The organism is Microcystis sp. (assembly GCF_048564745.1).
Taxonomy (GTDB): domain Bacteria; phylum Cyanobacteriota; class Cyanobacteriia; order Cyanobacteriales; family Microcystaceae; genus Microcystis; species Microcystis ichthyoblabe_A.
Genome location: NZ_JBLZRT010000154.1, coordinates 50,961 through 72,435 on the forward strand (window position 1 = coordinate 50,961; position 21,475 = coordinate 72,435).

Here is a 21,475-nt window from a genome sequence, read left to right on the forward strand (position 1 = left end):
CGTTCAGAAAAGACTTCAAATTCGGCCTTGAACGAGTAAAACTTTCTAGGAAATAAGGTTGAACATGAGATTTTTTCGACTTGTTCAAAGTGGCCGGAGGGCATTCGGACACTCAAAACGGACGGGTCGAAAGTGTCAGACTTAAGCAATTAAGCGTTTTTCGCTATCTGCGTCAACCCCATTGACGCGACCACCCTAAAAAAGTGGCGTGGTGAGGATGTCAATAACATTGTCTTTGAAAAACCCATTTTAGGAGTTGCCCATGTCATCCTCATCCCTACCCATTAAACCGGCTGTACTGGTTGTCATCATTGGTGAAACCGTCTTGCAAGACCGCATGATCAAGCTGCTGCAAGAGTTAGGCGTAACTGGCTATACCCTCTCGCAAGCCCAGGGCGCAGGTCGCCACGGCAACCGCCAGGGAGATATGGTCGGTTATAACACCAATATTGAGATCAAAACCGTTGTCTCGCAGGAAGTCTCGGAGGCGATCTTCTCTGGTCTCGTCGAGTATCAAGCTAATCATGCCTTAATCGCTTTCCGACAAAATGTCGAAGCGTTGACTGGGTTTGAGATAATTTGATTCGTCACTAACCCCGCCCTAAAAGGGACGGGGCTTGCCTAGACCAATTTAGGCGACGCAAGTAGAGACTACCGCATCGAGACACAATCTGGCCCAGACCTCCGAATACTTCCCTAGTTCGGATTCCCTCTCAGCTTTATTGGTAAAGCGTTGTTAGACAAGACATCTTGATTGTGTTGCGGTAAGGGACATTAACTTCACTCTTAAGGATTATCTCCATAGCAAGAGTTCCTGTTATCTCAAAAGACGGAAAGTCGTTAATGCCCACCAAACCCAGTCGGGCCAGGCGGTGGATTAAGGAAGGAAAAGCTATCGGTAAATTCAACGACTTAGATATTTTTTATGTCCAGCTAACCACTGAACCTTCCGATAGCAAAACCCAACCGATTGCTATTGGTATTGACCGGGGTAAATTATTCTCTGGAATTGGCGTTCAATCCTTCCTTTTTACTCTTTGGAAGGCTCACTTAGAACTTCCTTTTAAGCGAGTAAGAGAGCGCGTAGACAATCGCTGCTTAATGCGAAGAGGACGTAGAAAAAGACGGATTAACCGCCAACTTCCCTTTAATCTAAGAGCGCATCGACAAAAACGATTTTCAAATAGAAGACAAGGAAAATTAGCTCCCTCAATCAGAGCTAATCGTCAACGTCGAGCGAAGTCGAGTCGTTTCTGAACTAACCAAAATCTATCCAATTACTGACATTTACTTTGAGTATGTCAAAACCGATATTGATCTAACTTCCAGTAGAAAAGGAGCTAAGTCTGGAAAAGGTTTCTCGCCAGTTATGGTCGGACAGAAATGGGCTATTGAGCAACTATCTCAGTTTGCAACAGTCCATACTCGCTTTGGTTGGCAAACCTCTAATCTCAGAAAATATTTGCGACTAGAAAAGTCCAAAAATAAAGGAAAACAATCACCAGAAAGTCATGCTAACGATGGCATTGCTAAGAGGGAGGGAGCATCTCACCTTTGTAACCCCTAAATCAGGTTTTTATGTCAAGCTATTTTGAAAGCCTTGCTAGAAACCAGTTTTAGGGACAAGTATAATTACTCACTTGCATAAATGAGATACTCCCAAAGAGGGATATTTATGAAGTGGAATCTGACCTGCGGAATGTTGGATATAATCTAATTATGTACTAAAAACAGGAAATTCATGACAAATATTCACTCGATCATCGGTATATTCCCCTCCAATGAAGAAGCAGACATAGTTGTAAGGTGGTAAACGACGTAAATGTGGCTCTACCACAAGACATGGGTTCCGTAAAGGAGATTTAATTTCTTCTCCCAAAGGAATTGGTTATGTTAGTGGAGATACCGAAAAACAGCTATCTGTAAGCGATGCCAATGGTCAACAATTGGGACAGATAACTGTTAGTAAGATTCAGTTAATTCGTCGTTCTAACGGTTTAATTGTTTCTCACTAACTTATGTAAAGCCGCCCTCCGCTATCGCTAAAGGGCGGGGTTTCAGACCCAGTTTTTCGATGAAAGCCCTGTTACTCTACCCTAAGTTTCCCCAGTCTTTCTGGTCTTACGATCGCTTTATGGAAATCGCGGGACTGAAAGCCACCATTCCACCCCTCGGCATCATTACTGTCGCCGCCCTCCTCCCCCAAAACTGGGAGATTCGATTTTATGATCGCAACGTCAATCCTGAAACAGAAGCCGATTGGGAGTGGTGTGAGTTGGTTATCCTCTCTGCCATGTTAGTCCAGAAGCCAGATTTTCAAGCTCTGATTCAAAAAGCCGTGCAGTTAGGCAAAAAAGTCGCCGTTGGCGGTCCCTACCCCACCTCTGTCCCCCAGGATGCCCTGGATTCTGGAGCGAACTATCTCATTTTGGATGAGGGAGAGTTAACCGTTCCCCTGTTTTTGGAGGCGATCGCTCAAGGGCAAAGCCAGGGAATTTTCCGCTCTGGGGACAAGCCAGACGTGACCCTCAGCCCCATCCCCCGCTTCGACCTGCTTCAGCGAGACGATTACTTAATGATGGCAGTGCAATTCTCTCGCGGCTGTCCTTTTAACTGCGAATTTTGTGACATTATTTCCCTCTACGGGCGCAAACCTCGTACTAAAGAGCCGAGTCAGACTTTAGCCGAGTTGCAGACTCTCTACGACCTAGGCTGGCGCGGTTCGCTGTTCATCGTCGATGACAACTTTATTGGCAATCAGCGCAACGTCAAACGCTTTCTCAGAGACTTGATTCCCTGGATGAAGCAGCACGACTATCCCTTCACCTTTATTACTGAAGCCTCGGTCAATTTGGCAGAGGATGATGAATTGTTAAGCCTGATGGCTGAGGCGGGGTTTTATTCTGTATTTCTGGGGATTGAAACTCCTGACCAAGATAGTCTGCAAGTGACGCGCAAACTGCAAAATACTCGCAATCCACTGGTGGAAGCCTGTCGCAAGATTAATGCAGCCGGTTTGCTAATCTATGCTGGATTTATCTTGGGGTTTGATGGAGAGCGCTCTGGTGCGGGGGAAAGGATTCAAGCCTTTGTGGAAGAAACCAGTATTCCTCAACCCATGTTAGGAATTCTCCAATCTTTGCCGAATACGGCTCTTTGGCATCGTCTCCAGCAAGAACAGCGTTTAGTTGAGGGTGACAGCATCCATCCGACGGGAGATCAGAATAGCTTGATGAATTTTATCCCCACTCGCCCGATTGCCGAAATTGCCAAAGAGTATGTCGAAGGCTTCTGGACGCTGTACGAACCCAGCCACTATCTCCGACGCTGTTTCCAACAATGTCTCGGTCTGGGTTTGCAGTCAAAACACAAGCAAACCATGCAATTTCCCGTGGGTAAGGGGTTACGGCTAATTACCCAGTTAATCTGGCATCAGGGTATCCGCCGAGGGGACATTCGGGGACAGTTTTGGCGGCAATTATGGACGATTTGGCAAAAAAAGCCCCAAGTTCTCAATCTCTATTTAGGTCTGTGCGCGGCGGGAGAACATTTTTGGGAGTACCGGGCCTTAGCCAGAGAACGGATTACTCAACAACTAGGCTACGATCCCTTAGAAGTTTCTGGTCGTCCCAACCAGAACTCATTCTGACTCGATAGGGAGGATTGGATTGTATGGTCAAGAGATCGCTCCAGGCCTCCCCTTCGGGAATTAAACAGGCTAAACGAGCCTTTGCGCTCAAGGGGTGGACTCAGGAAAATCTAGCAGGGGAAGTGAACTTAAAGACCCGCCAGCCGATTTGGCGGTTTTTCACAGGAAAACCCGTTGATCGCCAGGTTTTCCTGGAAATTTGTTCGATTCTGGATTTGGATTGGCGGGAGATTGCCCTCGCTCCGCCCGCAGAATTTCCTGAACCAGGAGAACTGGCGAAAACTAATATTGATGCTCTGGTGCAAGAGGTGCGAGCGCAACGCCTGGACACCATCCAAAACCAGTGCGGCATCTTGCAGTTACTAGATATCAGCCATCCAGTCAACATTGATGACATCTATGTGGATGTCAATATTTTGGCGGAAATTGCCAGTCAACAGTGGGTGGAGATTGCCGATTTGCAAAACTTGGGTCCCGCTGAATTCGATCGCGTCGGTTTGGGAGAGGTTGAGCAGAAGCAAATACCCGGAATGCAGGCTGTTGAAACTTACTCAAAGCTCAGAGTTTTGGGCAGGCCGGGGGTTGGCAAAACTACCTTTTTGCAACATCTGGCGATTCAGTGCAACCAAGGCGAGTTTGCCGCGAATCAAGTGCCGATTTTTATCTTATTGAGAGAATTTGCCGAGGAGTCCAGTCCCAGGGGTGAATTTAGCCTGTTCAACTACATCCGTCAGGCATTGCTCACCTCGGGAATTTCCAACCCGTCTGTGCTGGAAACCTTACTGCAAGCGGGCAGAGTCCTGCTGTTGCTCGATGGCATGGATGAAGTGCTCACCCAGGACATTACAGCAGTTCTGAGAGAAATTCGTCAATTCTCAGAAAAGTATCATCGCAATCGATTTGTAGTAACCTGTCGCACCGCTGCCCAAAAACTCCAGATTAGAGGTTTCACTGATGTAGAAATTGCCCCCTTTACCCAGGCACAAATCAGCACCTTCGCGCAAAAGTGGTTTGTGGCACTGAGCAAAACGACTGCTCAAGCGGGGCAGGAGCAGTCGGCTGAGTTTATGCAGAAGTTGGACTTGCCGGAAAACTGGCAATTTCGGCAACTGGTGGTGACACCTCTGTTTCTGCATCTCGCCTGCTGGGTGTTTCAGGGTCAAGGGAAATTTCCGAGCAAGCGGGCTGAGTTTTATAAACAAGGGCTGGATTTGCTGCTGGGTAAATGGGATGAAGCGAGAGGAGTCGAACGCGATCAGGTTTACCGGGGGTTTTTATTGCCCCAAAAATTGAGGCTGTTGAGCCAGCTTGCAGCAGTGACTTTTGAACAGGGGCAGTATTTTTTTGAGCAACGCACGATTGAGCAATACATTGGCGACTATTTGCGGAATTTGCCAGGTGCAACCCTCGAAGCAGAGGAACTCCAACTCGAAAGCGAAGCCATGCTGAAAGCGATCGAGGCACAGCATGGAATCCTCACAGAAAGGGCGCGAGGCATTTTTTCATTTTCTTATCTGGCATTTCAAGAATACTTCACGGCTCGAAAAATAGTTGCCAGCCATAATTTGCAGGCATTAGAACAAGCACTGGGAGGGTTGGTGAGTCACATCACCGATTCCCACTGGCGCGAAGTCTTCTTGTTAACGGCTGCCATGTTGCGAAGTGCAGATGCGCTGGTGCAGTTGATGAAGCAACAAATTGATGCCTTAGTCGCGCAAGACTCCTATCTGCAAGAGTTTTTGAGTTGGGCCAGCCAAAAATCCCAGCAGCTCCCAGACCAAACCAAAGTGGCGACCGCACGCGCATTTTACCTTGCCCTTGCCCAAAGCCCGCATACGGCAGATCGCTTTGCCTTAGCCAGCACGCTCGATCAGGGGATGTTTTTAGATGCGGCGTTGGAGAACTTGCTGGTAGAGTTTGCCATCGACCACAGTCAGGATTTTGCCTATGTCAATGCTTGTAGCGAGGCACTCAACAACATTCTGGTGATGGTTCTGGATGCTGGATTTTATAAGTCTTTGCAACAATTGAGAGACCAACTGCCACCTCCGAGTCAAAACCTGGAACGGCTTCAGCACTGGTGGCAGAAAAACTATTCTGCCTGGGTGGAACAGTTGCGGGGTGCGATCGCCAATTATCGCAATATTCATCATCCCTGGCAGTTTACGACTGAGCAACAGCAGCTGCTCCAACGCTACTATGAGGCCAATCAACTCCTGATCGATTGTTTGAATAGTAACTGCGAAATAACAGCCGCAATCCGGCAAGAAATTGAAGCCACGTTGCTGTTACCTCAAAAGGACTTGGAAGATCGGGAATGGCAAGGAGATTAAATTGATAGACCACTCATTTGGATTTTACGGGTTCGCTTTCTTTGGGATCATCCTGGCGCGATACTTTCTCGTGGCTGGGGGAACCTATTTGTTCTTCTATTCGCCCTTGAGTCAGTCCTTTGTCAATCACAACCTGCGGCATTGGTCTCCCTCTTGGCGATCGATTCAACAAGATATCACGCTCTCGGTTCTTTCGGCGGGGGTGTTTGCGCTGGCGGCGGCTTTGATCATGACAGGATACAGTTGGGGTATTACCCGCTTATACAGCCACCCTCAACAGTATGGGCTGTGTTATTTAGGGGTTAGTTATGGTGCTGTGTTGGTTCTCCAGGATGCCTATTTCTATTTCACCCATCGCTTGTTTCACCACCCGTCACTCTTTCGGTGGTTACACCAGGGACATCATCGCTCGCGCTATCCTACCCCGTGGACTTCGTTTGCCTTTGACCCACTAGAGGCGATCGTTCAGTCTCTCTTCCTGGTCGGCATTGTCTTTGTCCTTCCCCTGCATTTCATCACGTTAATTGCGGCACTCACCACGATGACGATCTGGGCAGTGTTAAATCATCTTGGGATCGATCGCTTGCCCTCCTCATTTCCCCATCATTGGTTGGGTCGGTGGTTTATTGGTCCTGCCCATCATTCCATTCATCATCGCAAGTACACCGTACATTACGGTCTATATTTCACGTTCTGGGACAAACTCCTCGGAACTCAAGACCCCGATTATGAGCAGAAGTTTGATGAGCGTCTGACGGGTAAAGTCGATGGAATTTAACTCGTGCATCGCCCGTTACATTTTGTCTCGTATTCAAGCAATTCATACAGACTCAATCAATTCACGCATCAAATCAAACAACCGCCTGTTACAGTAATGCCAAGAGCAGAATTATCAACTCGCATCAGGAAATTCAATCGCTATAGTTCGCCATACTATAGGATTTACAAAGCTTTTACCGCATAGCGTTGGAGGGAAAAATGACTTTAACTAACCGTAAACGAGCCGTGGGAATCTTCTCTAGCCATCAAGAGGCAGAGAAGGCACTGAATGGATTACGAGATGACGGATTTGCCATGAATGAGGTATCAATCATTGCCAAAGAGCCTGAACGACTGGAGCAGAGCAACCGGATTGGTGAGACACGAGTTCAAGAGCTTACCGAAACAAAAACAACTCATATTGACGAAGGAGCAAAGACCGGGGCAGCGGCAGGCGGAGCCATCGGAGGACTGACAGGCTTGCTGGTTGGGTTGGGCATATTGGCAATTCCTGGAGTGGGCCCCGTCATGTTGGCAGGGGCGGCTGCAACTGCGATCGCTACCACGTTAGCTGGCGGTGCAATCGGGACGGCTACCGGAGGTTTGGTAGGTGGTCTAATTGGTCTAGGAATTCCAGAAGATCGGGCACGAGTCTATCACGATTATGTGGTTCGTGGAGACTACCTGTTGATCGTGGACGGTACAGATGCTGACATCCTTCAGGCTGAAACAATTCTAAAGCGCCGAGGGATTCGCGAGTGGGAAATTTACAATGCCCTAGCAATTGAAGGCTATGTCGATCCTCCTGCTTCTCGTTTGTAAAATCGGAAATTATTAAAGGATTTGCATCATGAAAAAGATCACAACTTTAATCCTCAGCAGCCTTCTACTGATTGGAACTGTGGCTTGTGAGAACAACGCTAAAACTAGCACCAACGCCCCTTCTTCCACAGAGGAAACGGGGCAAGTTCCTGATACTAAAACAGTCCAAAAGAACCAAAGCGATGCGTCTAGTCAAGTGCGCCGAAATCAACTCAATTCTGATATTCGCGCTCGTGAGCAACGCAACAATCTAACTGGAGGAGATGCGGATCGCGCCAACAGTGACCTTTCCAGTGAAGTTCGCTCTAAGCTAGAAGCCAACATCCCGAAAGGGCAACTTACAGTTTCTGCTAAAGATGGAGCGGTAGTCGTCTCTGGAACCGTAGAAACTCAAGAGCAACTCGACAAAATTGACCCCTTGGCAAAACAAATCAAGGGTGTCAATAGCGTCAAAGTTAAAGCAAAAGTGGCGTTGTCAAATTGAAAGATGCTCCGAATCAGCTTGGAACTGAAATTACTTTGACTTGCCCTGAGCCAAGTCGAAGGGTAGCAAGGATTGCATTGCATCTTTCATATTCTAATCTGACAACGCCGCAAAAGTTGCGGGGAGCATCTCACCTTTGTAACTCCTAAATTAAGTTTTATGTCAAGCTATTTTGAAAGCCTTATCAGAAGCAAGTTTTAGCGACAAGCATAATTAGGGCTTGCATAAATGAGATGCTCCCAAGTTGCGCCAGCAGCTCCAGCTAAAAAGAAGTAAACAGAAGATAGCAACTGTAACTAACCTTGAAGACAAGGGGCTTAAGCCCCTTGTCTAATCATTGCTTTAGAACTTACGCATTGACAGAATTTCCGTAGTATGCCTTTGAACTTCAGACTATGGCTTCCAAGTTATTGAGGTCAAGGAAGTTGGATGCTAAATTATTGACAATAAAAGAGCGGATGACCTCAGTAAATAACTCCCTTTGTCAGGAATACCAATTAACAATTTGCGCTTTAAATCGGAGAAATTCTAACTGGGGTTTGCTGAATAATGGTAAAACCCTTTTAAAATAAGGCTTTTGACCTGTTAAAATCCGATGTTCATGCTGCGAATATAGGATTAAGACCTTCAAAAATCTTGCATTGTCCTTTTTTTTAGTACATAAACTGGTACAAAAAAAAGAGGGCAACAAAGCCTGAAATGACCGGCTACTGACGACCGGCGACCGACTCCTAACCCCACCAACAAACTTTTTGCCGCTAACCCTATTTAGTTCCTAGTTCAACCGAGACTAACCGATTCACATGAGGAGCAAACAAACCAGGAAAGCCCTTGTCTTTAAGGGTATTCATGGTTTCTTTGGCAGCATACCAACTATCTCCTGTGACTGTCTCTGGTTTCAATCCCCAAGCTTTTACTTCGTCCAAAATTTCTAAGAAATATTCATGTTTTGTCTGACCCTCCTGTTTATTAACGATTCGATAATTAACGGGAACTGACCTTCCTTTACAATCGGTATAATATCAGGTAACTACGTTAATACCTTTGACTACTTTTTTGTGTTTACCACCAGTAAAAGTAATCGATTAACTCAGCTTTAGCTGGGTGACTATAAGGCTTGTCAATTACCATATCGTCTGTACTGATTGTTCCTCCTTCAAGTTCGATTTGAGGAGCCACTTCATCCAACAAATCCTTGGGTGTATAGTTCTCTCGCCACAATAAAAGATTGACACTGTCATGAGATAAATTGCCCAGAATTTGAGCCAAACGAACACAGCTTATATATTTAGGTTCCCAGAGCAAAAATAGGGTGTAAATAGCCAGATTACATTGAGCAGTTGTTGGCTTCGTAATGTTTCTCATCAGTTGTTCTGTTATAAGAGATGCCCTTGTGTCAGGAAATCAAATCGGAGAGGGTTTTGTCAAGAGTCGAGAGAGAAATTGTATCTAAGACTAACAAAATTAGACCACCCACATTTAAGCCTTTTTGTCAATGCGTAATTTCTATGCTTGCAGAAACGGTATCGTTACATTTTGTGTCGTATTCAAGCAATTCATACAGACTCAATCAATTCATACAGTAAATCAAACAACCACCTGTTACAGTAACACCAGAAGCAGAATTGTTAGCTCAACTTAGGTAAGCAGTTCTCAAATCCAACAAATTCAATAAGGAGAGCATCATGAGCTTAAAAGATAGAACCGAGGCAACCGCCAAAAATATCGAAGGTAAAGTTCAAGAAGCAGTAGGAGATCTGACTGGCGATCCCAAAGCTCAGGCAGAGGGCAAGGAAAAACAGGCAGAGGCAAAAGTTCGTCACACTATCGAAGATGTGAAAGATGAAGTCAAAAAAATTATTGATTAGTAGGTCGTTTGTCACAGCAACCGCCATTCAGACAAATGATTGAAACCCAGATTTCATCGGAACTCTTCCTCAAAAAATGGCTTCTTTCGAGACAGGTGAAATACTAGGACAAGGCGGCGTAAATAAACCCAATATTACCAGATATCTAGCTTCTCAAAGAAGTCGAATATCTCTCCCTCGGTAAACTTACGCCGTCAAAGACTAGAAAAATCTTTCTCGAAAGGGTCTAGACAGTAGTTGTTCATCATCCATGTATCATCGATTCATCAAATTCTTTTTTGGAGTTAAAATGATGTCACTTCAACAGATTCGTCGCTTTTTTGTCACCATTATTTTAACTATAATGCTGGCAATTACTATAGCTTTTGATTTTGGAACTACAAATAGTTGGGCTGCAACTTTACCCACCCAATCGCAGACTCAAATCGCAAGCATGAATCGAGCCAAGGCAGTTACGAAAAATATTGAAGGCAAAGCTCAAGAAGCGATTGGCAACATGACAGGCGATCCCAAAGATCAGATGATGGGAAAAGCCAAGCAAGTCGAAAGTCAGGCTCGTAACGCAGCAGAAGATATAAAAGACCAGATGAAGTTAAAAGGGCGGGCAAAAGCAGTCACAAAGAACATTGAAGGCAAAGCTCAAGAAGCGATAGGTAAAGCTACTGGCAACCGCCAAGATCAAGTTGCTGGAAAAGCTAAACAAGTCGAAAGCCAAGTTCGCAATGCAGTAGAAGATGTGAAAGATCAGGTTCAAGATATACTCAATTAAGGATCGATGACTGAATTTTCATTACTTTTCTCTAAATCAAGGAGGGAAATATGTTTGATCTCGTTTGGACTGCCGTTGTTATACTTTTCATCCTCTGGTTGTTAGGATTCTCCATTAACATTGGCGGCAGCTTAATCCACCTGCTTTTGGTTTTGGTGCTGATTGGCGTTGTCTACAACTTGTTTATGAGGCGACGGTAATTGTTCATTCTCGAACACAGAAAGACTCAAAAAATCTGGAAAAAGCAAGAATCAAAGTAGCTAAGATTCAGGCTCGAATCACCGATAGCAGAAAAGACCATTTACATAAGCTAACCACTCAATTAGTTCGTGAAAACCAAACGATTGTGGTTGAGAATTTAGCCGTCAAGGATATGGTAAAAAACCCGAAATTATCTCAGGCAATATCTGACGTTAGTTGGGGAGAAATCACTCGACAATTAGCCTACAAATGCCGTTGGTACGGCAGAAATTACATCGAAATAGATAGATGGTTTCCTAGCTCTAGGCGGTGCAGTAATTGCGGGTATATTGCTGAGAAAATGCCGTTAAATATTCGAGAGTGGGATTGTCCAGACTGTGGGACTCACCATGACCGAGATATTAACGCCAGTAAAAACATTTTGGCCGCAGGGCTTGCGGTGTCAGTCTGTAGAGCGACCATAAGACCAGAACAGAGTAAATCTGTTAAGGCAGGTGCGAAAAATCCTTCGGGAAAGAAGCAGAAACCGTTCGGACCCCGGCGTGAGACTTCGGCGTGAGACTTCGGCGTGAGCTTTTGTCGAACGCTCAGTCGAACGCTGAGCTCACGGCCGAAGCCCACACCCCACACCCCACTTCCCCAGATATTGCATGGGTAAGATGCAAAAAGAAAAAAAACTGCGGCCAAAAAGGTGAGATGGAATACACTAAAAGTATAAGGTTATCAATTTTGCTATTTTCCAAGTTGCATCCTAGGCAACAGAATTGCAATTATCCCTCTCATTAGAAATTGGACGGTTTGCCCTGTGGTTTCATCACTTCCCAAGCCCAATGACTCTTTAACAACGGTTCCCCAGCGTTGTTCTGGGGCTTATGCCTTGATGGACAGTCTCAAACGTCATGGTGTTAAGCACATCTTCGGTTATCCGGGTGGTGCGATCCTGCCCATCTATGACGAACTCTACCGCTTTGAAGAGCGGGGAGAATTACAACATATTTTAGTGCGCCACGAACAAGCGGCCGCCCATGCCGCCGATGCCTACGCTAGGGCCACCGGCAAAGTGGGGGTCTGTTTCGGTACTTCCGGCCCCGGGGCGACCAATTTGGTGACAGGCATCGCTAACGCACACATGGACTCCATCCCGATGGTAATTATCACCGGTCAGGTCAGCCGGGCGGCCATCGGTTCCGATGCTTTCCAAGAAACCGATATTTATGGCATTACTCTTCCGATTGTTAAACATTCCTATGTGGCTAGAAATGCCCGCGAAGTAGCGAGAATCGTCGCTGAGGCCTTCCATATCGCCAGTACAGGACGACCGGGGCCGGTTTTAGTCGATATTCCCAAAGATGTCGGTTTAGAACTATGCGATTATATCCCCGTCGAACCGGGAGATGTGAAACTAACCGGCTATCGTCCCACGGTTAAGGGCAATCGCCGTCAAATCGAGGCCGCTTTACACCTCTTGGAAACCGCCGAAAAACCTTTACTGTACGTTGGCGGAGGTGCGATCGCAGCGAATGCCCACGCCCAAATCGCCGAGTTTGCCGAACGTTTTCAGTTACCCGTCACCACCACGTTAATGGGGATCGGTGCTTTTGATGAACATCATCCCCTCTCGGTGGGAATGTTAGGAATGCACGGCACCGCCTACGCTAATTTTGCCGTGACCGAGTGTGATTTATTAATTGCCGTCGGCGCTCGTTTTGATGACCGAGTAACCGGAAAATTGGACGAATTCGCCTCGAAAGCTAAGGTAATCCATGTGGATATTGACCCCGCCGAAGTGGGCAAAAATCGCGCCCCTGATGTGCCGATTGTCGGGGATGTGCGGGTAGTTTTAGAACAAATACTCCACAAAGCCAGAGAATTTGATTATCCCACTAATCCTGAGCGCACCCAAGCCTGGTTAGCCCAGATCGAGCGCTGGCGCCAAGATTATCCCCTGCAAGTGCCTCGACCGGAAGGCAGACTTTCCCCCCAAGAAGTAATCGTTGAGGTGGGCCGTCAAGCACCCCACGCCTACTACACCACCGATGTGGGCCAGCATCAGATGTGGGCGGCCCAATTTCTCAAAAATGGTCCCCGACGTTGGGTTTCTAGCGCGGGATTGGGGACGATGGGTTTCGGTTTACCGGCTGCTATGGGGGTAAAGGTGGCTATTCCCGATGAGGAGGTCATCTGTATTAGTGGTGATTCCAGTTTCCAAATGAATCTACAGGAATTGGCCACCCTAACCCAATTTAATATCCATGCCAAGACGATTATTATTAATAATGGTTGGCAGGGTATGGTACGTCAATGGCAAGAAGCTTTCTATGGGGAACGTTATTCTAATTCCAATATGGAAGCGGGAATGCCAGATGTGGAACTGTTAGCCCAAGCTTACGGCATTAAAGGGATTACTATTCGCCATCGAGAGGAATTAGCCGCAAAAATTGCCGAAATGTTGGCCCATGATGGTCCAGTTTTAGTCAATGCGATCGTGACTAAGGATGAAAATTGTTATCCCATGGTCGCCCCCGGTCAAAGTAATTCCCGTATGATTGGTTTACCGAAAATTGTCACCGGGGGTTGTGAAATGCTCGATTGTCCCAGTTGTGGCGCAGTTAACAGTTGGAATAATAAATTCTGTCCTGAATGTGGGGCGAAATTGTAGCCGAAAATTGTTAATTAATTAACCAGCCTCCGTTAAGTATAACGGAGGTTTTTGGCTTTTTATCTACTATGTGAACATCATAATTAGGTAGGCGTTAAAAATTATCAGAAACCCCCCTTATCAAGGGGGGATCAAGGGGGGATTGGCACCCCCCTTATCAAGGGGGATCCCCCCGCCTATCGGCACCCCCCTTATCAAGGGGGGCAGGGGGGATCGAACCTAAAATCCATTTTTAATTTAATTATAACCAGCTACTTAGAAATTTTCAAACAGAAGCAATGGCAGCCCTAGAAAAGGCTTGAGAAAAAGAAGCGGAAAACTCGATCGCCACCGTGATTAAATTAGCCATAAGTACCTAAGCAAAATTAATTACACATTTCGATAAAGCTTTTGCCTCTTGCCTATTGCCTCTTGCCTATCTTCACTAGGAAATTTATTTTGCACGACTACTTATCTCAGTGACAACGGCAAGAGGCTGACATCAACACCATGGACGACAATTAAGAATGACAACCTAAAATCTTTTCGCTAATTTTGCCATAGACTGCACCCTTTGCTTCTAAAATGGGCTATTGCCGCTAGATACCAATATTGGTCTAGCATTTGCCCGTAGACTGAAAAAAGCACGTTATAAAGATTATGGCCAAAGTTCTGGTATCCGATTCGATCGATCCGGTAGGAGTAGAAATTCTGTCACAGGTTGCCCAAGTGGACGTGAAAACAGGACTATCCGCCGAGGAAATCATTCAAATTATCCCCGAATACGACGCACTGATGCTCCGTTCCAGTACCCGCGTCACCAAAGAAATCGTCGAAGCGGGCAGCAAACTGCAAATTATCGGCCGCGCGGGGGTAGGAGTCGATAATATCGATGTTCCTGCGGCCACTCGTCAGGGTATTATTGTCGTTAACTCTCCCGAAGGTAACACGATCGCCGCTGCCGAACACGCCTTGGCCATGATGTTATCCCTCTCCCGTCATATTCCCGATGCCAATCAGTCGGTAAAAGCGAATAAATGGGAAAGAAATCGCTTTATCGGCACAGAAGTTTATAAAAAGAACCTAGGAGTCGTCGGTTTAGGGAAAATTGGTTCCCACGTCGCCGCCGTTGCTAGATCCCTAGGCATGAAAATTCTCGCCTACGATCCCTTTATTTCCAAAGAACGCGCCGATCAACTCGGTTGCACCTTGGTGGATCTAGAATTACTCTTTGCTGAGTCCGATTTTATCACCCTCCACGTCCCGAAAACTCCCGAAACCCAGCATCTCATCGGTCGGGAAACCATCGCTAAGATGAAACCCACGGTCCGCATCATTAACTGTTCCAGAGGCGGCATTATCGACGAGTTGGCTTTAATTGAAGCCCTCGAATCCGGTAGAATCGCCGGGGCAGCCTTGGATGTATTTGAACAGGAACCTTTAGGCGAATCTAGATTAAGAGAATTATCTAACGTCATCCTCACTCCCCACCTAGGCGCATCGACTACGGAAGCACAGGTGAATGTGGCTATTGATGTGGCCGAACAAATTCGCGATGTCCTCCTCGGTTTGCCAGCGCGTTCGGCCGTTAATATCCCGGGACTAACTCCCGATGTTATGGAAAAACTGCGCCCTTACCTGCAATTAGCGGAAACTATGGGTAATCTCGTCAGCCAGTTAGCAGGAGGTCGCTGTGACTCGTTAAATGTCCGTTTACAGGGAGAATTGGCCACTAAAGACAGTCAACCTCTGGTGATAGCGGCCATTAAGGGTTTACTTTCCCAAGCCCTCCGGGAACGGGTAAACTATGTTAATGCGGCGATCGAAGCTAAGGAACGGGGTATCCGGGTAATCGAAACCCGGGATGCTTCCACCCGCGACTATTCGGGATCGATTCATTTGGAAGCTAATGGTTCTATGGGGACCCATTCCGTCACCGGAGCGCTGTTAAGTAACGGAGAAATCCGCATTACTGACCTCGATGAGTTCCCCATTAACGTGCCACCGAGTAATCATATGCTATTCACCCTTCACCAGGATATGCCCGGTATTATCGGTAAAATTGGCGCACTTTTAGGCAGTTTTAACGTTAATATCGCCAGTATGCAGGTAGGACGCAAAATTATTCGCGGTGATGCAGTTATGGCCCTGAGTCTCGATGATCCTCTACCGGAAGGTCTTCTCTCAGAAATTATTAAAGTCCCCGGTATCCGCGATGCTTACACAGTGAAACTCTAGATTAAATCAGTTATCAGCTTCTGAAGGCAAGAGGCAACCCCCCACCCCCCTAGGGTTGATTCAAGGTAGGGTTGATTCATGAATCAACCCTACTACCGACATCGGGGGGGTCGGGGGGCAAGGGGGGCTAATCTAAGAATAAGCGGTTTAAATGCGTCTTAGCTTAATCAGTTATCAGTGAAAAGAAAGCTCCGAACTTGCCACTTAATACTGTTGACTGAAAACTCAAATCTGATAACTGATCCCTGATCACTGATAACTAATATATGTCTAATAGTTGGTGGGAAATTACGGTTTTGTGCGAACCTAGTCTCGAAGAAACGGTTTTCTGGAGACTGGAGGATTTTGGCTGTTCAGGAACGGCCACTGCTAAAAAACAATCCTCTTTAGAGATTAAGGCCTATATACCAGAAATTAAAGTGCAATTGCCCGATTTAGAGGCACTAAGCCTCTGGTTAAAGCAGGATGCTTTGATTTTAGGTTTTTCTGAACCTGTCAGCCATTGGCAGTTAATGGACGAGGAAGACTGGGCCAGCAGTTGGAAACAACATTGGCAAATTAGCGAGATCGGCGATCGCTTTTTGATCTGTCCTGCTTGGTTAAATCCCCCGGAAAATAACCAGAGATTGGTGATTAAAATTGACCCCGGTTCCGCTTTCGGCACGGGAACCCACCCCACCACGCAATTATGTCTAGAATCCCTAGAAATGCGTTTAAGTAGCCATCCAGAGAATAAAATTATCGCCGATATCGGTTGTGGTTCTGGCATACTGGCGATCGGGGCGATTTTATTGGGGGCTAAAAAAGTTTATGCTGTCGATACAGATCCGCTGGCGGTGAATGCGACGTATAGTAATCGCCATCTCAACGGGATTAACCCCGAAAATTTAGCTGTTAATCAGGGTAGTGTCGAGGAGTTATTAGAATTAATTCCCGATGGTGTTGATGGCATCGTTTGTAATATTTTAGCCGAGACAATTATCGCTTTAATGCCCGAAATCACCCGTCTGGCAAAACCCACCACTTGGGGAATTTTAAGCGGCATTCTTGTCACCCAAGCACAAGCAGTTACAGATATTTTAGAACCCCAAGGCTGGACAGTGGCTGCCCTGTGGAAACGTCAAGAATGGTGCTGTATCGAAATTCGCCGCACCCCGGATTAATATAGCTGTCAGTAGTCAGTATTCAGGCGGCAGGGGGCAGGAGATTATTTTTGGTTCTTCGGTTTGTCTTATGCAACGTACAGGATTATAAGAAATGAAACTCTTATAGAGAAAGACATTTGGCGATTTTTGTCAATTGTTTTCGATCTAGAGCGAACTAATCAATTAAATCTCTTGCCAGATAAGGATTTAGTCGATTTATGCCCCCCTATCGAACCATACCAAGTAACGAAGAACCTTATTTTTTTTATTCTCCCTTCTCCCTGCTCCCCCCCTCGCCAATTGATAATTGATAATTGATAATTCATAATTGATAATTCATAATTCATAATTCATAATTCATAATTGATAATTCATAATTTCCACTCCCCAACCCCCATCACCTCATCCATGACGCTAGATAATTTTCGCATCAGTTTTGCTCCCTTATCTTTGCAGGAAGTATATCAATTAGCCGATGATGGGGCTAATGGTGCTATTGTACTAATGAGTGGCACTGTACGAGAGCAAACCGACGGTAAACCGGTTATTTATCTTGATTATCAGGCCTACGAACCCATGGCGATGGAGGTTTTCCGGCAAATTGCTCGGCAAATTCGACAAACCTGGCCCGATACCAATCGAGTTGTCATTCACCATCGCACTGGTAAGCTACAAATCGGGGAAATTAGCGTCTTAGTAGCGGTGGGTTGTCCCCATCGGGGGGAAGCTTTCGCAGCCTGTCGTTATGCTATTGATACTCTCAAGCATAATGCCCCCATCTGGAAAAAAGAATACTGGTCTGATGGTTCTAGTCAATGGGTTAGTATTGGGGCCTGTGAAACGGAGTGTTAGGTCTAATAACGTAAAATCAAGGCAATTTTTTGGTAATCGTTCAAGGAATCCTCCTCGACTAAAGCTACACGTCCTCCCTTGGCCAATACCACTTCGATAATTTCATCCACTGCGTCATCGATTACCTCTGTACCACCGACGTTTTCCACCAGTATCAAATCACCGTTTTCGCTTAAAACTGCGGGTACATGGTAATTTTTCTCCACTAATAACAATTTTCCTCGACCTTCCTGCGCTAAACGCCACACTTCTCCCAGGGTAGAGATAACTTTTTGAGCGCTGACTGCCGCATCCAAAGCTTGCAGGGCTTCAGTTTTTTGAGTCTGACGCACTGAATGCATAATCGGCAATACTTGTGGAATTAATTCTGACAGTGAAGTTTTGTCAAAATTGCCGGTTAAAGTGCCAACAATTGCTGATGTGTACTGTGAAACTTCTTGAAAGAAGGAAATTTGACGAACCACTCCACCCACAATCAAAGGGGAAGAATCATCAATGTCAATGTATTCACCCAGAGCATTATCTACCTGTTGGAAAAATCGCCGGATTCTATCATCTAGATAACTGGTATCGGCATCAAAGGGCAGTGGTGCGGTGGCCCCCGGTCCGGTCATTTCTAAGGGAAAATTCTGATCGCGAATTTCTTCGAGAGTTTCTCCTGTAGCTGAGATTAAACGAGTAGAACCCTGACTTAATAGTAACAGCCAATAGGGTTGTTCTCGATGTAATCCATAAACTAAATCCCGTGTGGCAAAGGTTTTATCGATGACAACTCTTGCCTGGACAGAAAAAGGCAAGTTATAAAGCTTGGCAATATCCGGACCAATATAGAGAGCTAATCCATCTAGAGTATAAGGATAATCTATTTCAGCCACGAGACTATCGAGGCGCTCGAACAAAGGTTCGATTTCACGTTTAGAGAATTCTGCCGATAATCGGCGCTTTGCTTCATCGACCAAATTTTTAACGAGAATAGGGTCTTGTTTGTTATCCGGTGAGGTGCGATGGGTAGGTAAGAGAATGGAAAGGGCGGGTATTTGAGTTAGGGATTGTAGTTTCTTAAGTTCTTGACGAGTAATCATTGATTTTAGCTTGATTGATAGGGTTAAGTAGCTAAAAATACTGGCTTTATCCAGATTTTCTCGATTTCTTCAGTATTCCAGCTAACATTTTAGGGAAAAAATGTAATTATATCTAGAAAATTAAGAATTTATACTGAATTGCTTTGGCAGAGATTGAGGGAATTTTTAACCAGAAAATAGGAATATTATTGATTTATCGATCGTCCACCATCAGGACAGAAAATGTTCAGGATGGGTTTATTTACCCATCCTCGGAATAATTAGGCCGCTATGGCGGTTTTTTCCGCCATTAATGCCTCTTGGCGTTGGAATTCGGCTAATTGTGCCGTAATTTCATCCCGGACAATCTGACGGTATTCCAGGAAATGCTCGTTGTGGGCGCAGACAGTGATATAGTGTTCGGCATTGGCGGGATTATGGCGCAAAATACCGAATAAATTCTGCCAGAATTTCCAGCGAGTGGAACGTTTAAAGCCCTGTCGCCAGATAATTACCGCTAGGGCATAGAGATCGGCCCGACGAGGCAGTTTAAAGGCAGGTTTAGCTTTAGGTGCGCCTAATTTCAGGAAACAGCGATAGGTGCGATCGAGAAATACCTCCGGATCGTACAATTTCCAGAAGGCTTCAATATATTCTGTGGCAATATCTTCGATCGGCCGGGTGGGAACGAAATTCATCAGGGTACTTTGGTTAATGTCCTGTTTCCCCGTTAATCGTAGTCGTCCTTCTTTTTCCAAGCGAGTCCATAGGGCGGTATTCGGTAAAGCTTGTAACATTCCAAATAGAGCCGTGGGAATGGCCGCTTCTTCGACAAAATTAATAATGCGATCGGCCGCTCCTTTTTTCTCGCCATCAAAACCGATGATAAATCCCGCCATAGGGCGCAATCCAGCTTTAATAATCTTTTCTACCGTCTCGGTTAAGGAACTACGGGTATTTTGGAATTTTTTGGTTAATTGTAAACTTTCTTCGTCGGGGGTTTCAATACCTAAAAAGACCGCATCAAAATAACAATCGACCATCATTTCCATTAATTCGGGATCGGCGGCTAAATCCACCGATGCTTCCGTGTTAAACCGGAAAGGATACTGGTGTTCTTCTTGCCAAACTTTTAATTCTTTGAGGAGTAATTTAACGTTGCGTTTGTTACCGATAAAATTATCATCCACCATGAACACGCCCCGGCGCCAACCTAATTCGTAGAGATAATCTAATTCTTTTAATAATTGTGCGGGGGTTTTGGTGCGGGGTTTACGACCGTAGAGAACGATAATATCGCAAAATTCGCACTGGAAGGGACATCCCCGCGAAAACTGCACTGACATGGAATCATAAGCTTCAAAATCGAGCAGATCGTAGCGGGGGATCGGGGTAATTGTCACATCGGGTTTTTCTGTGGTGCGGAAAACACCTTTGGTTTCTCCTCTTGCCAATGCTTCCACAAACATCGGGATGGTGATTTCTCCCTCATCGAGGATCAGAAAATCGGCCTCGGCCACTTCGTGGGGGATAGAAGTGGGATAGGGACCCCCCACGGCCACCAGTTTACCCCGTTGTTTGGCTTCGTGAATTTGCTCGATTAAATCTTGACGTTGGACAATCATGCCGGAAAGAATCACTATTTCGGCCCAGTCCCATTCTGCTTCTGTCACCGCCCGAATATTGCGATCAACCAGTTTAAATTCCCATTCCTGCGGTAAAATCGCCGCCACCGTCACCATACCCAGGGGAGGAAGTAAGACTTTGCGATCGACTAATTCCAGAATTTTGTTATAGGACCAGAAAGTCGGCGGAAAAACGGGATAAATCAGTAAGGCGCGCATATTCACTCCTCGCTCGACGGCGATCGATTCTTGACCTTTCGCTTGATTGTAATCTTTTTCGGTCAGGTATGGGAAAACCGTTATTTAGCCCTAGAACTAGGAGCAGGCTTGTTTTTCGGCCGCCATTGCCAAACCTTGACCCTACCCCCATAAAAGTTTATGGTCAACATTAATAAAATTTATGTAAAGAAATGTTGCATAGTCTGGAAAGTTATGTTACATTAAATATCAAGCACTTGACTTAAACGCAATTTTCTTATAGGAAGGCAATTCACCATGGATAAGCAAGAAAACAAACTCGGCTTCACCGCTTTCGCTGAAAACTGGAATGGTCGTTTAGCCATGCTCGGTTTCGTTATTGGCGTAGCTACGGAATACTTAACCCACAAAGGCATCCTTGCTCAATTAGGCTTAATGTAATTTCAGCCTCGATTGCTGTGCATCTACAATCGTCTTGAATAAATTATCAAAAAAGGGAGGAGCATGGCTCTTTCCCTTTTTTAGTTGCAGGTTGGGGATGGGGGAGTGGGGTGATAGGGAAGTGGGGTGTGGGGTGTGGGGTGTGGGGTGTACGGTAGATGATGTACTGGAAAATCTCTCAAGTAACCTTGGTTGAGAACAATTGTCGGCAATTCCTGGGCATGGTTAATTAAGAAAAATAAACTGTAGCGAAATATACTGTTTTTCCCGTGTTCTAATGGGGATAGATAGGGGGAAAAAAATCATGTCGAAATCACTCTTTACCGATGCCAGCAGTCGCCTAGAACGGGCCCTTAAGTATGTCTCCATTTCCGATGATGCGATCGAGCGGT

18 protein-coding genes and 3 pseudogenes are annotated in these 21,475 nt (G+C 45.8%); 17 read left to right on the forward strand and 4 right to left on the reverse strand.

Features of this window, described 5'->3' with window-relative positions; all coding sequences use genetic code 11:
* The first annotated feature begins 262 nt into the window (after nt 1-262).
* The 8 genes and pseudogenes from ACOCD9_RS17045 to ACOCD9_RS17080 all read left to right on the forward strand — a co-directional run bounded on the left by ACOCD9_RS17045 (nt 263) and on the right by ACOCD9_RS17080 (nt 8,047).
* On the forward strand, nt 263-583 hold the full coding sequence (locus ACOCD9_RS17045; RefSeq protein ID WP_002752253.1) for a P-II family nitrogen regulator: 321 nt from the start codon (nt 263-265) through the stop codon (nt 581-583).
* Nucleotides 584-801: 218 nt separating this feature from the next.
* Nucleotides 802-1,531 (forward strand): annotated as a pseudogene (locus ACOCD9_RS17050) (RRXRR domain-containing protein); the annotation flags it as partial.
* 274 nt (nt 1,532-1,805) lie between these two features.
* A pseudogene (locus tag ACOCD9_RS17055) lies at nt 1,806-2,015 on the forward strand (hypothetical protein); the annotation flags it as partial.
* A gap of 59 nt (nt 2,016-2,074) precedes the next feature.
* Nucleotides 2,075-3,649 (forward strand): B12-binding domain-containing radical SAM protein, encoded by a 1,575-nt coding sequence (locus tag ACOCD9_RS17060; protein ID WP_287704219.1) that lies wholly within the window; start codon nt 2,075-2,077, stop codon nt 3,647-3,649.
* 23 nt (nt 3,650-3,672) lie between these two features.
* Complete coding sequence (locus tag ACOCD9_RS17065) at nt 3,673-5,982, forward strand: NACHT domain-containing protein (RefSeq protein ID WP_419548029.1); 2,310 nt, start codon at nt 3,673-3,675, stop codon at nt 5,980-5,982.
* Nucleotide 5,983: 1 nt separating this feature from the next.
* Nucleotides 5,984-6,760 carry a sterol desaturase family protein gene (locus ACOCD9_RS17070; protein WP_288138449.1) on the forward strand — a complete coding sequence of 259 codons (777 nt, stop codon included), beginning with the start codon at nt 5,984-5,986 and terminating at the stop codon, nt 6,758-6,760.
* A gap of 200 nt (nt 6,761-6,960) precedes the next feature.
* A complete protein-coding gene (locus ACOCD9_RS17075; protein ID WP_002803205.1) occupies nt 6,961-7,563 on the forward strand; it encodes a hypothetical protein in 603 nt (200 codons plus the stop codon).
* A 28-nt stretch (nt 7,564-7,591) separates the two neighbouring features.
* Nucleotides 7,592-8,047: a BON domain-containing protein gene (locus ACOCD9_RS17080; protein WP_079208650.1), complete on the forward strand. Its 456-nt coding sequence runs from the start codon at nt 7,592-7,594 to the stop codon at nt 8,045-8,047.
* Nucleotides 8,048-8,811: 764 nt separating this feature from the next.
* Here ACOCD9_RS17080 and ACOCD9_RS17085 read toward each other — a convergent pair.
* Both ACOCD9_RS17085 and ACOCD9_RS17090 read right to left on the reverse strand, forming a co-directional pair.
* A complete protein-coding gene (locus ACOCD9_RS17085; protein WP_409804494.1) occupies nt 8,812-8,973 on the reverse strand; it encodes a hypothetical protein in 162 nt (53 codons plus the stop codon).
* Between the two features lie 136 nt (nt 8,974-9,109).
* A complete protein-coding gene (locus ACOCD9_RS17090; protein ID WP_287233769.1) occupies nt 9,110-9,412 on the reverse strand; it encodes a hypothetical protein in 303 nt (100 codons plus the stop codon).
* Between the two features lie 320 nt (nt 9,413-9,732).
* Between ACOCD9_RS17090 and ACOCD9_RS17095 the strand changes: the two genes are divergently transcribed.
* The 8 genes and pseudogenes from ACOCD9_RS17095 to ACOCD9_RS17130 all read left to right on the forward strand — a co-directional run bounded on the left by ACOCD9_RS17095 (nt 9,733) and on the right by ACOCD9_RS17130 (nt 17,758).
* On the forward strand, nt 9,733-9,915 hold the full coding sequence (locus tag ACOCD9_RS17095) for a CsbD family protein (protein ID WP_002752242.1): 183 nt from the start codon (nt 9,733-9,735) through the stop codon (nt 9,913-9,915).
* A 292-nt stretch (nt 9,916-10,207) separates the two neighbouring features.
* Nucleotides 10,208-10,684 (forward strand): CsbD family protein, encoded by a 477-nt coding sequence (locus tag ACOCD9_RS17100; protein ID WP_043999468.1) that lies wholly within the window; start codon nt 10,208-10,210, stop codon nt 10,682-10,684.
* A gap of 50 nt (nt 10,685-10,734) precedes the next feature.
* Nucleotides 10,735-10,884 carry a lmo0937 family membrane protein gene (locus tag ACOCD9_RS17105; RefSeq protein ID WP_016515029.1) on the forward strand — a complete coding sequence of 50 codons (150 nt, stop codon included), beginning with the start codon at nt 10,735-10,737 and terminating at the stop codon, nt 10,882-10,884.
* 8 nt (nt 10,885-10,892) lie between these two features.
* Nucleotides 10,893-11,444: pseudogene (locus ACOCD9_RS17110) on the forward strand (RNA-guided endonuclease TnpB family protein); the annotation flags it as partial.
* Nucleotides 11,445-11,690: 246 nt separating this feature from the next.
* On the forward strand, nt 11,691-13,544 hold the full coding sequence (ilvB, locus tag ACOCD9_RS17115) for a biosynthetic-type acetolactate synthase large subunit (protein ID WP_419548030.1): 1,854 nt from the start codon (nt 11,691-11,693) through the stop codon (nt 13,542-13,544).
* Between the two features lie 639 nt (nt 13,545-14,183).
* On the forward strand, nt 14,184-15,761 hold the full coding sequence (gene serA / locus ACOCD9_RS17120) for a phosphoglycerate dehydrogenase (protein WP_287704211.1): 1,578 nt from the start codon (nt 14,184-14,186) through the stop codon (nt 15,759-15,761).
* A 266-nt stretch (nt 15,762-16,027) separates the two neighbouring features.
* On the forward strand, nt 16,028-16,924 hold the full coding sequence (gene prmA, locus ACOCD9_RS17125; protein WP_419548031.1) for a 50S ribosomal protein L11 methyltransferase: 897 nt from the start codon (nt 16,028-16,030) through the stop codon (nt 16,922-16,924).
* 390 nt (nt 16,925-17,314) lie between these two features.
* Entirely contained in the window at nt 17,315-17,758 is a 444-nt protein-coding gene (locus ACOCD9_RS17130; RefSeq protein ID WP_419548032.1) for a molybdenum cofactor biosynthesis protein MoaE, read from the forward strand.
* Between the two features lie 2 nt (nt 17,759-17,760).
* On the opposite strand, the gene ACOCD9_RS17135 is transcribed toward ACOCD9_RS17130, so the two are convergent.
* The gene (locus ACOCD9_RS17135) at nt 17,761-18,840 is read right to left on the reverse strand and encodes a hypothetical protein (RefSeq protein WP_287704205.1); all 1,080 of its coding nucleotides are present in this window, start codon (nt 18,838-18,840) and stop codon (nt 17,761-17,763) included.
* Between the two features lie 260 nt (nt 18,841-19,100).
* Nucleotides 19,101-20,663, reverse strand: a complete 1,563-nt coding sequence (locus tag ACOCD9_RS17140) for a B12-binding domain-containing radical SAM protein (RefSeq protein ID WP_419548033.1) — start codon at nt 20,661-20,663, stop codon at nt 19,101-19,103.
* Nucleotides 20,664-20,939: 276 nt separating this feature from the next.
* On the opposite strand from ACOCD9_RS17140, the gene ACOCD9_RS17145 reads away from it, so the two are divergent.
* On the forward strand, nt 20,940-21,083 hold the full coding sequence (locus ACOCD9_RS17145) for a high light inducible protein (protein ID WP_002734821.1): 144 nt from the start codon (nt 20,940-20,942) through the stop codon (nt 21,081-21,083).
* The last annotated feature ends 392 nt before the right edge of the window (nt 21,084-21,475 follow it).

What these genes read in the sequence shown, in the direction of transcription:
- ACOCD9_RS17045 (WP_002752253.1), top strand. Translation starts at nt 263, where the DNA reads ATGTCATCCTCATCCCTACCCATTAAACCGGCTGTACTGGTTGTCATC.
- ACOCD9_RS17095 (WP_002752242.1), top strand. Translation starts at nt 9,733, where the DNA reads ATGAGCTTAAAAGATAGAACCGAGGCAACCGCCAAAAATATCGAAGGT.
- prmA (WP_419548031.1), top strand. Translation starts at nt 16,028, where the DNA reads ATGTCTAATAGTTGGTGGGAAATTACGGTTTTGTGCGAACCTAGTCTC.
- serA (WP_287704211.1), top strand. Translation starts at nt 14,184, where the DNA reads ATGGCCAAAGTTCTGGTATCCGATTCGATCGATCCGGTAGGAGTAGAA.
- ACOCD9_RS17065 (WP_419548029.1), top strand. Translation starts at nt 3,673, where the DNA reads ATGGTCAAGAGATCGCTCCAGGCCTCCCCTTCGGGAATTAAACAGGCT.
- ACOCD9_RS17075 (WP_002803205.1), top strand. Translation starts at nt 6,961, where the DNA reads ATGACTTTAACTAACCGTAAACGAGCCGTGGGAATCTTCTCTAGCCAT.
- ACOCD9_RS17100 (WP_043999468.1), top strand. Translation starts at nt 10,208, where the DNA reads ATGTCACTTCAACAGATTCGTCGCTTTTTTGTCACCATTATTTTAACT.
- ACOCD9_RS17105 (WP_016515029.1), top strand. Translation starts at nt 10,735, where the DNA reads ATGTTTGATCTCGTTTGGACTGCCGTTGTTATACTTTTCATCCTCTGG.
- ACOCD9_RS17130 (WP_419548032.1), top strand. Translation starts at nt 17,315, where the DNA reads ATGACGCTAGATAATTTTCGCATCAGTTTTGCTCCCTTATCTTTGCAG.
- ACOCD9_RS17135 (WP_287704205.1), bottom strand. Translation starts at nt 18,840, where the DNA reads ATGATTACTCGTCAAGAACTTAAGAAACTACAATCCCTAACTCAAATA.
- ACOCD9_RS17060 (WP_287704219.1), top strand. Translation starts at nt 2,075, where the DNA reads ATGAAAGCCCTGTTACTCTACCCTAAGTTTCCCCAGTCTTTCTGGTCT.
- ACOCD9_RS17145 (WP_002734821.1), top strand. Translation starts at nt 20,940, where the DNA reads ATGGATAAGCAAGAAAACAAACTCGGCTTCACCGCTTTCGCTGAAAAC.
- ACOCD9_RS17090 (WP_287233769.1), bottom strand. Translation starts at nt 9,412, where the DNA reads ATGAGAAACATTACGAAGCCAACAACTGCTCAATGTAATCTGGCTATT.
- ACOCD9_RS17080 (WP_079208650.1), top strand. Translation starts at nt 7,592, where the DNA reads ATGAAAAAGATCACAACTTTAATCCTCAGCAGCCTTCTACTGATTGGA.
- ACOCD9_RS17140 (WP_419548033.1), bottom strand. Translation starts at nt 20,663, where the DNA reads ATGCGCGCCTTACTGATTTATCCCGTTTTTCCGCCGACTTTCTGGTCC.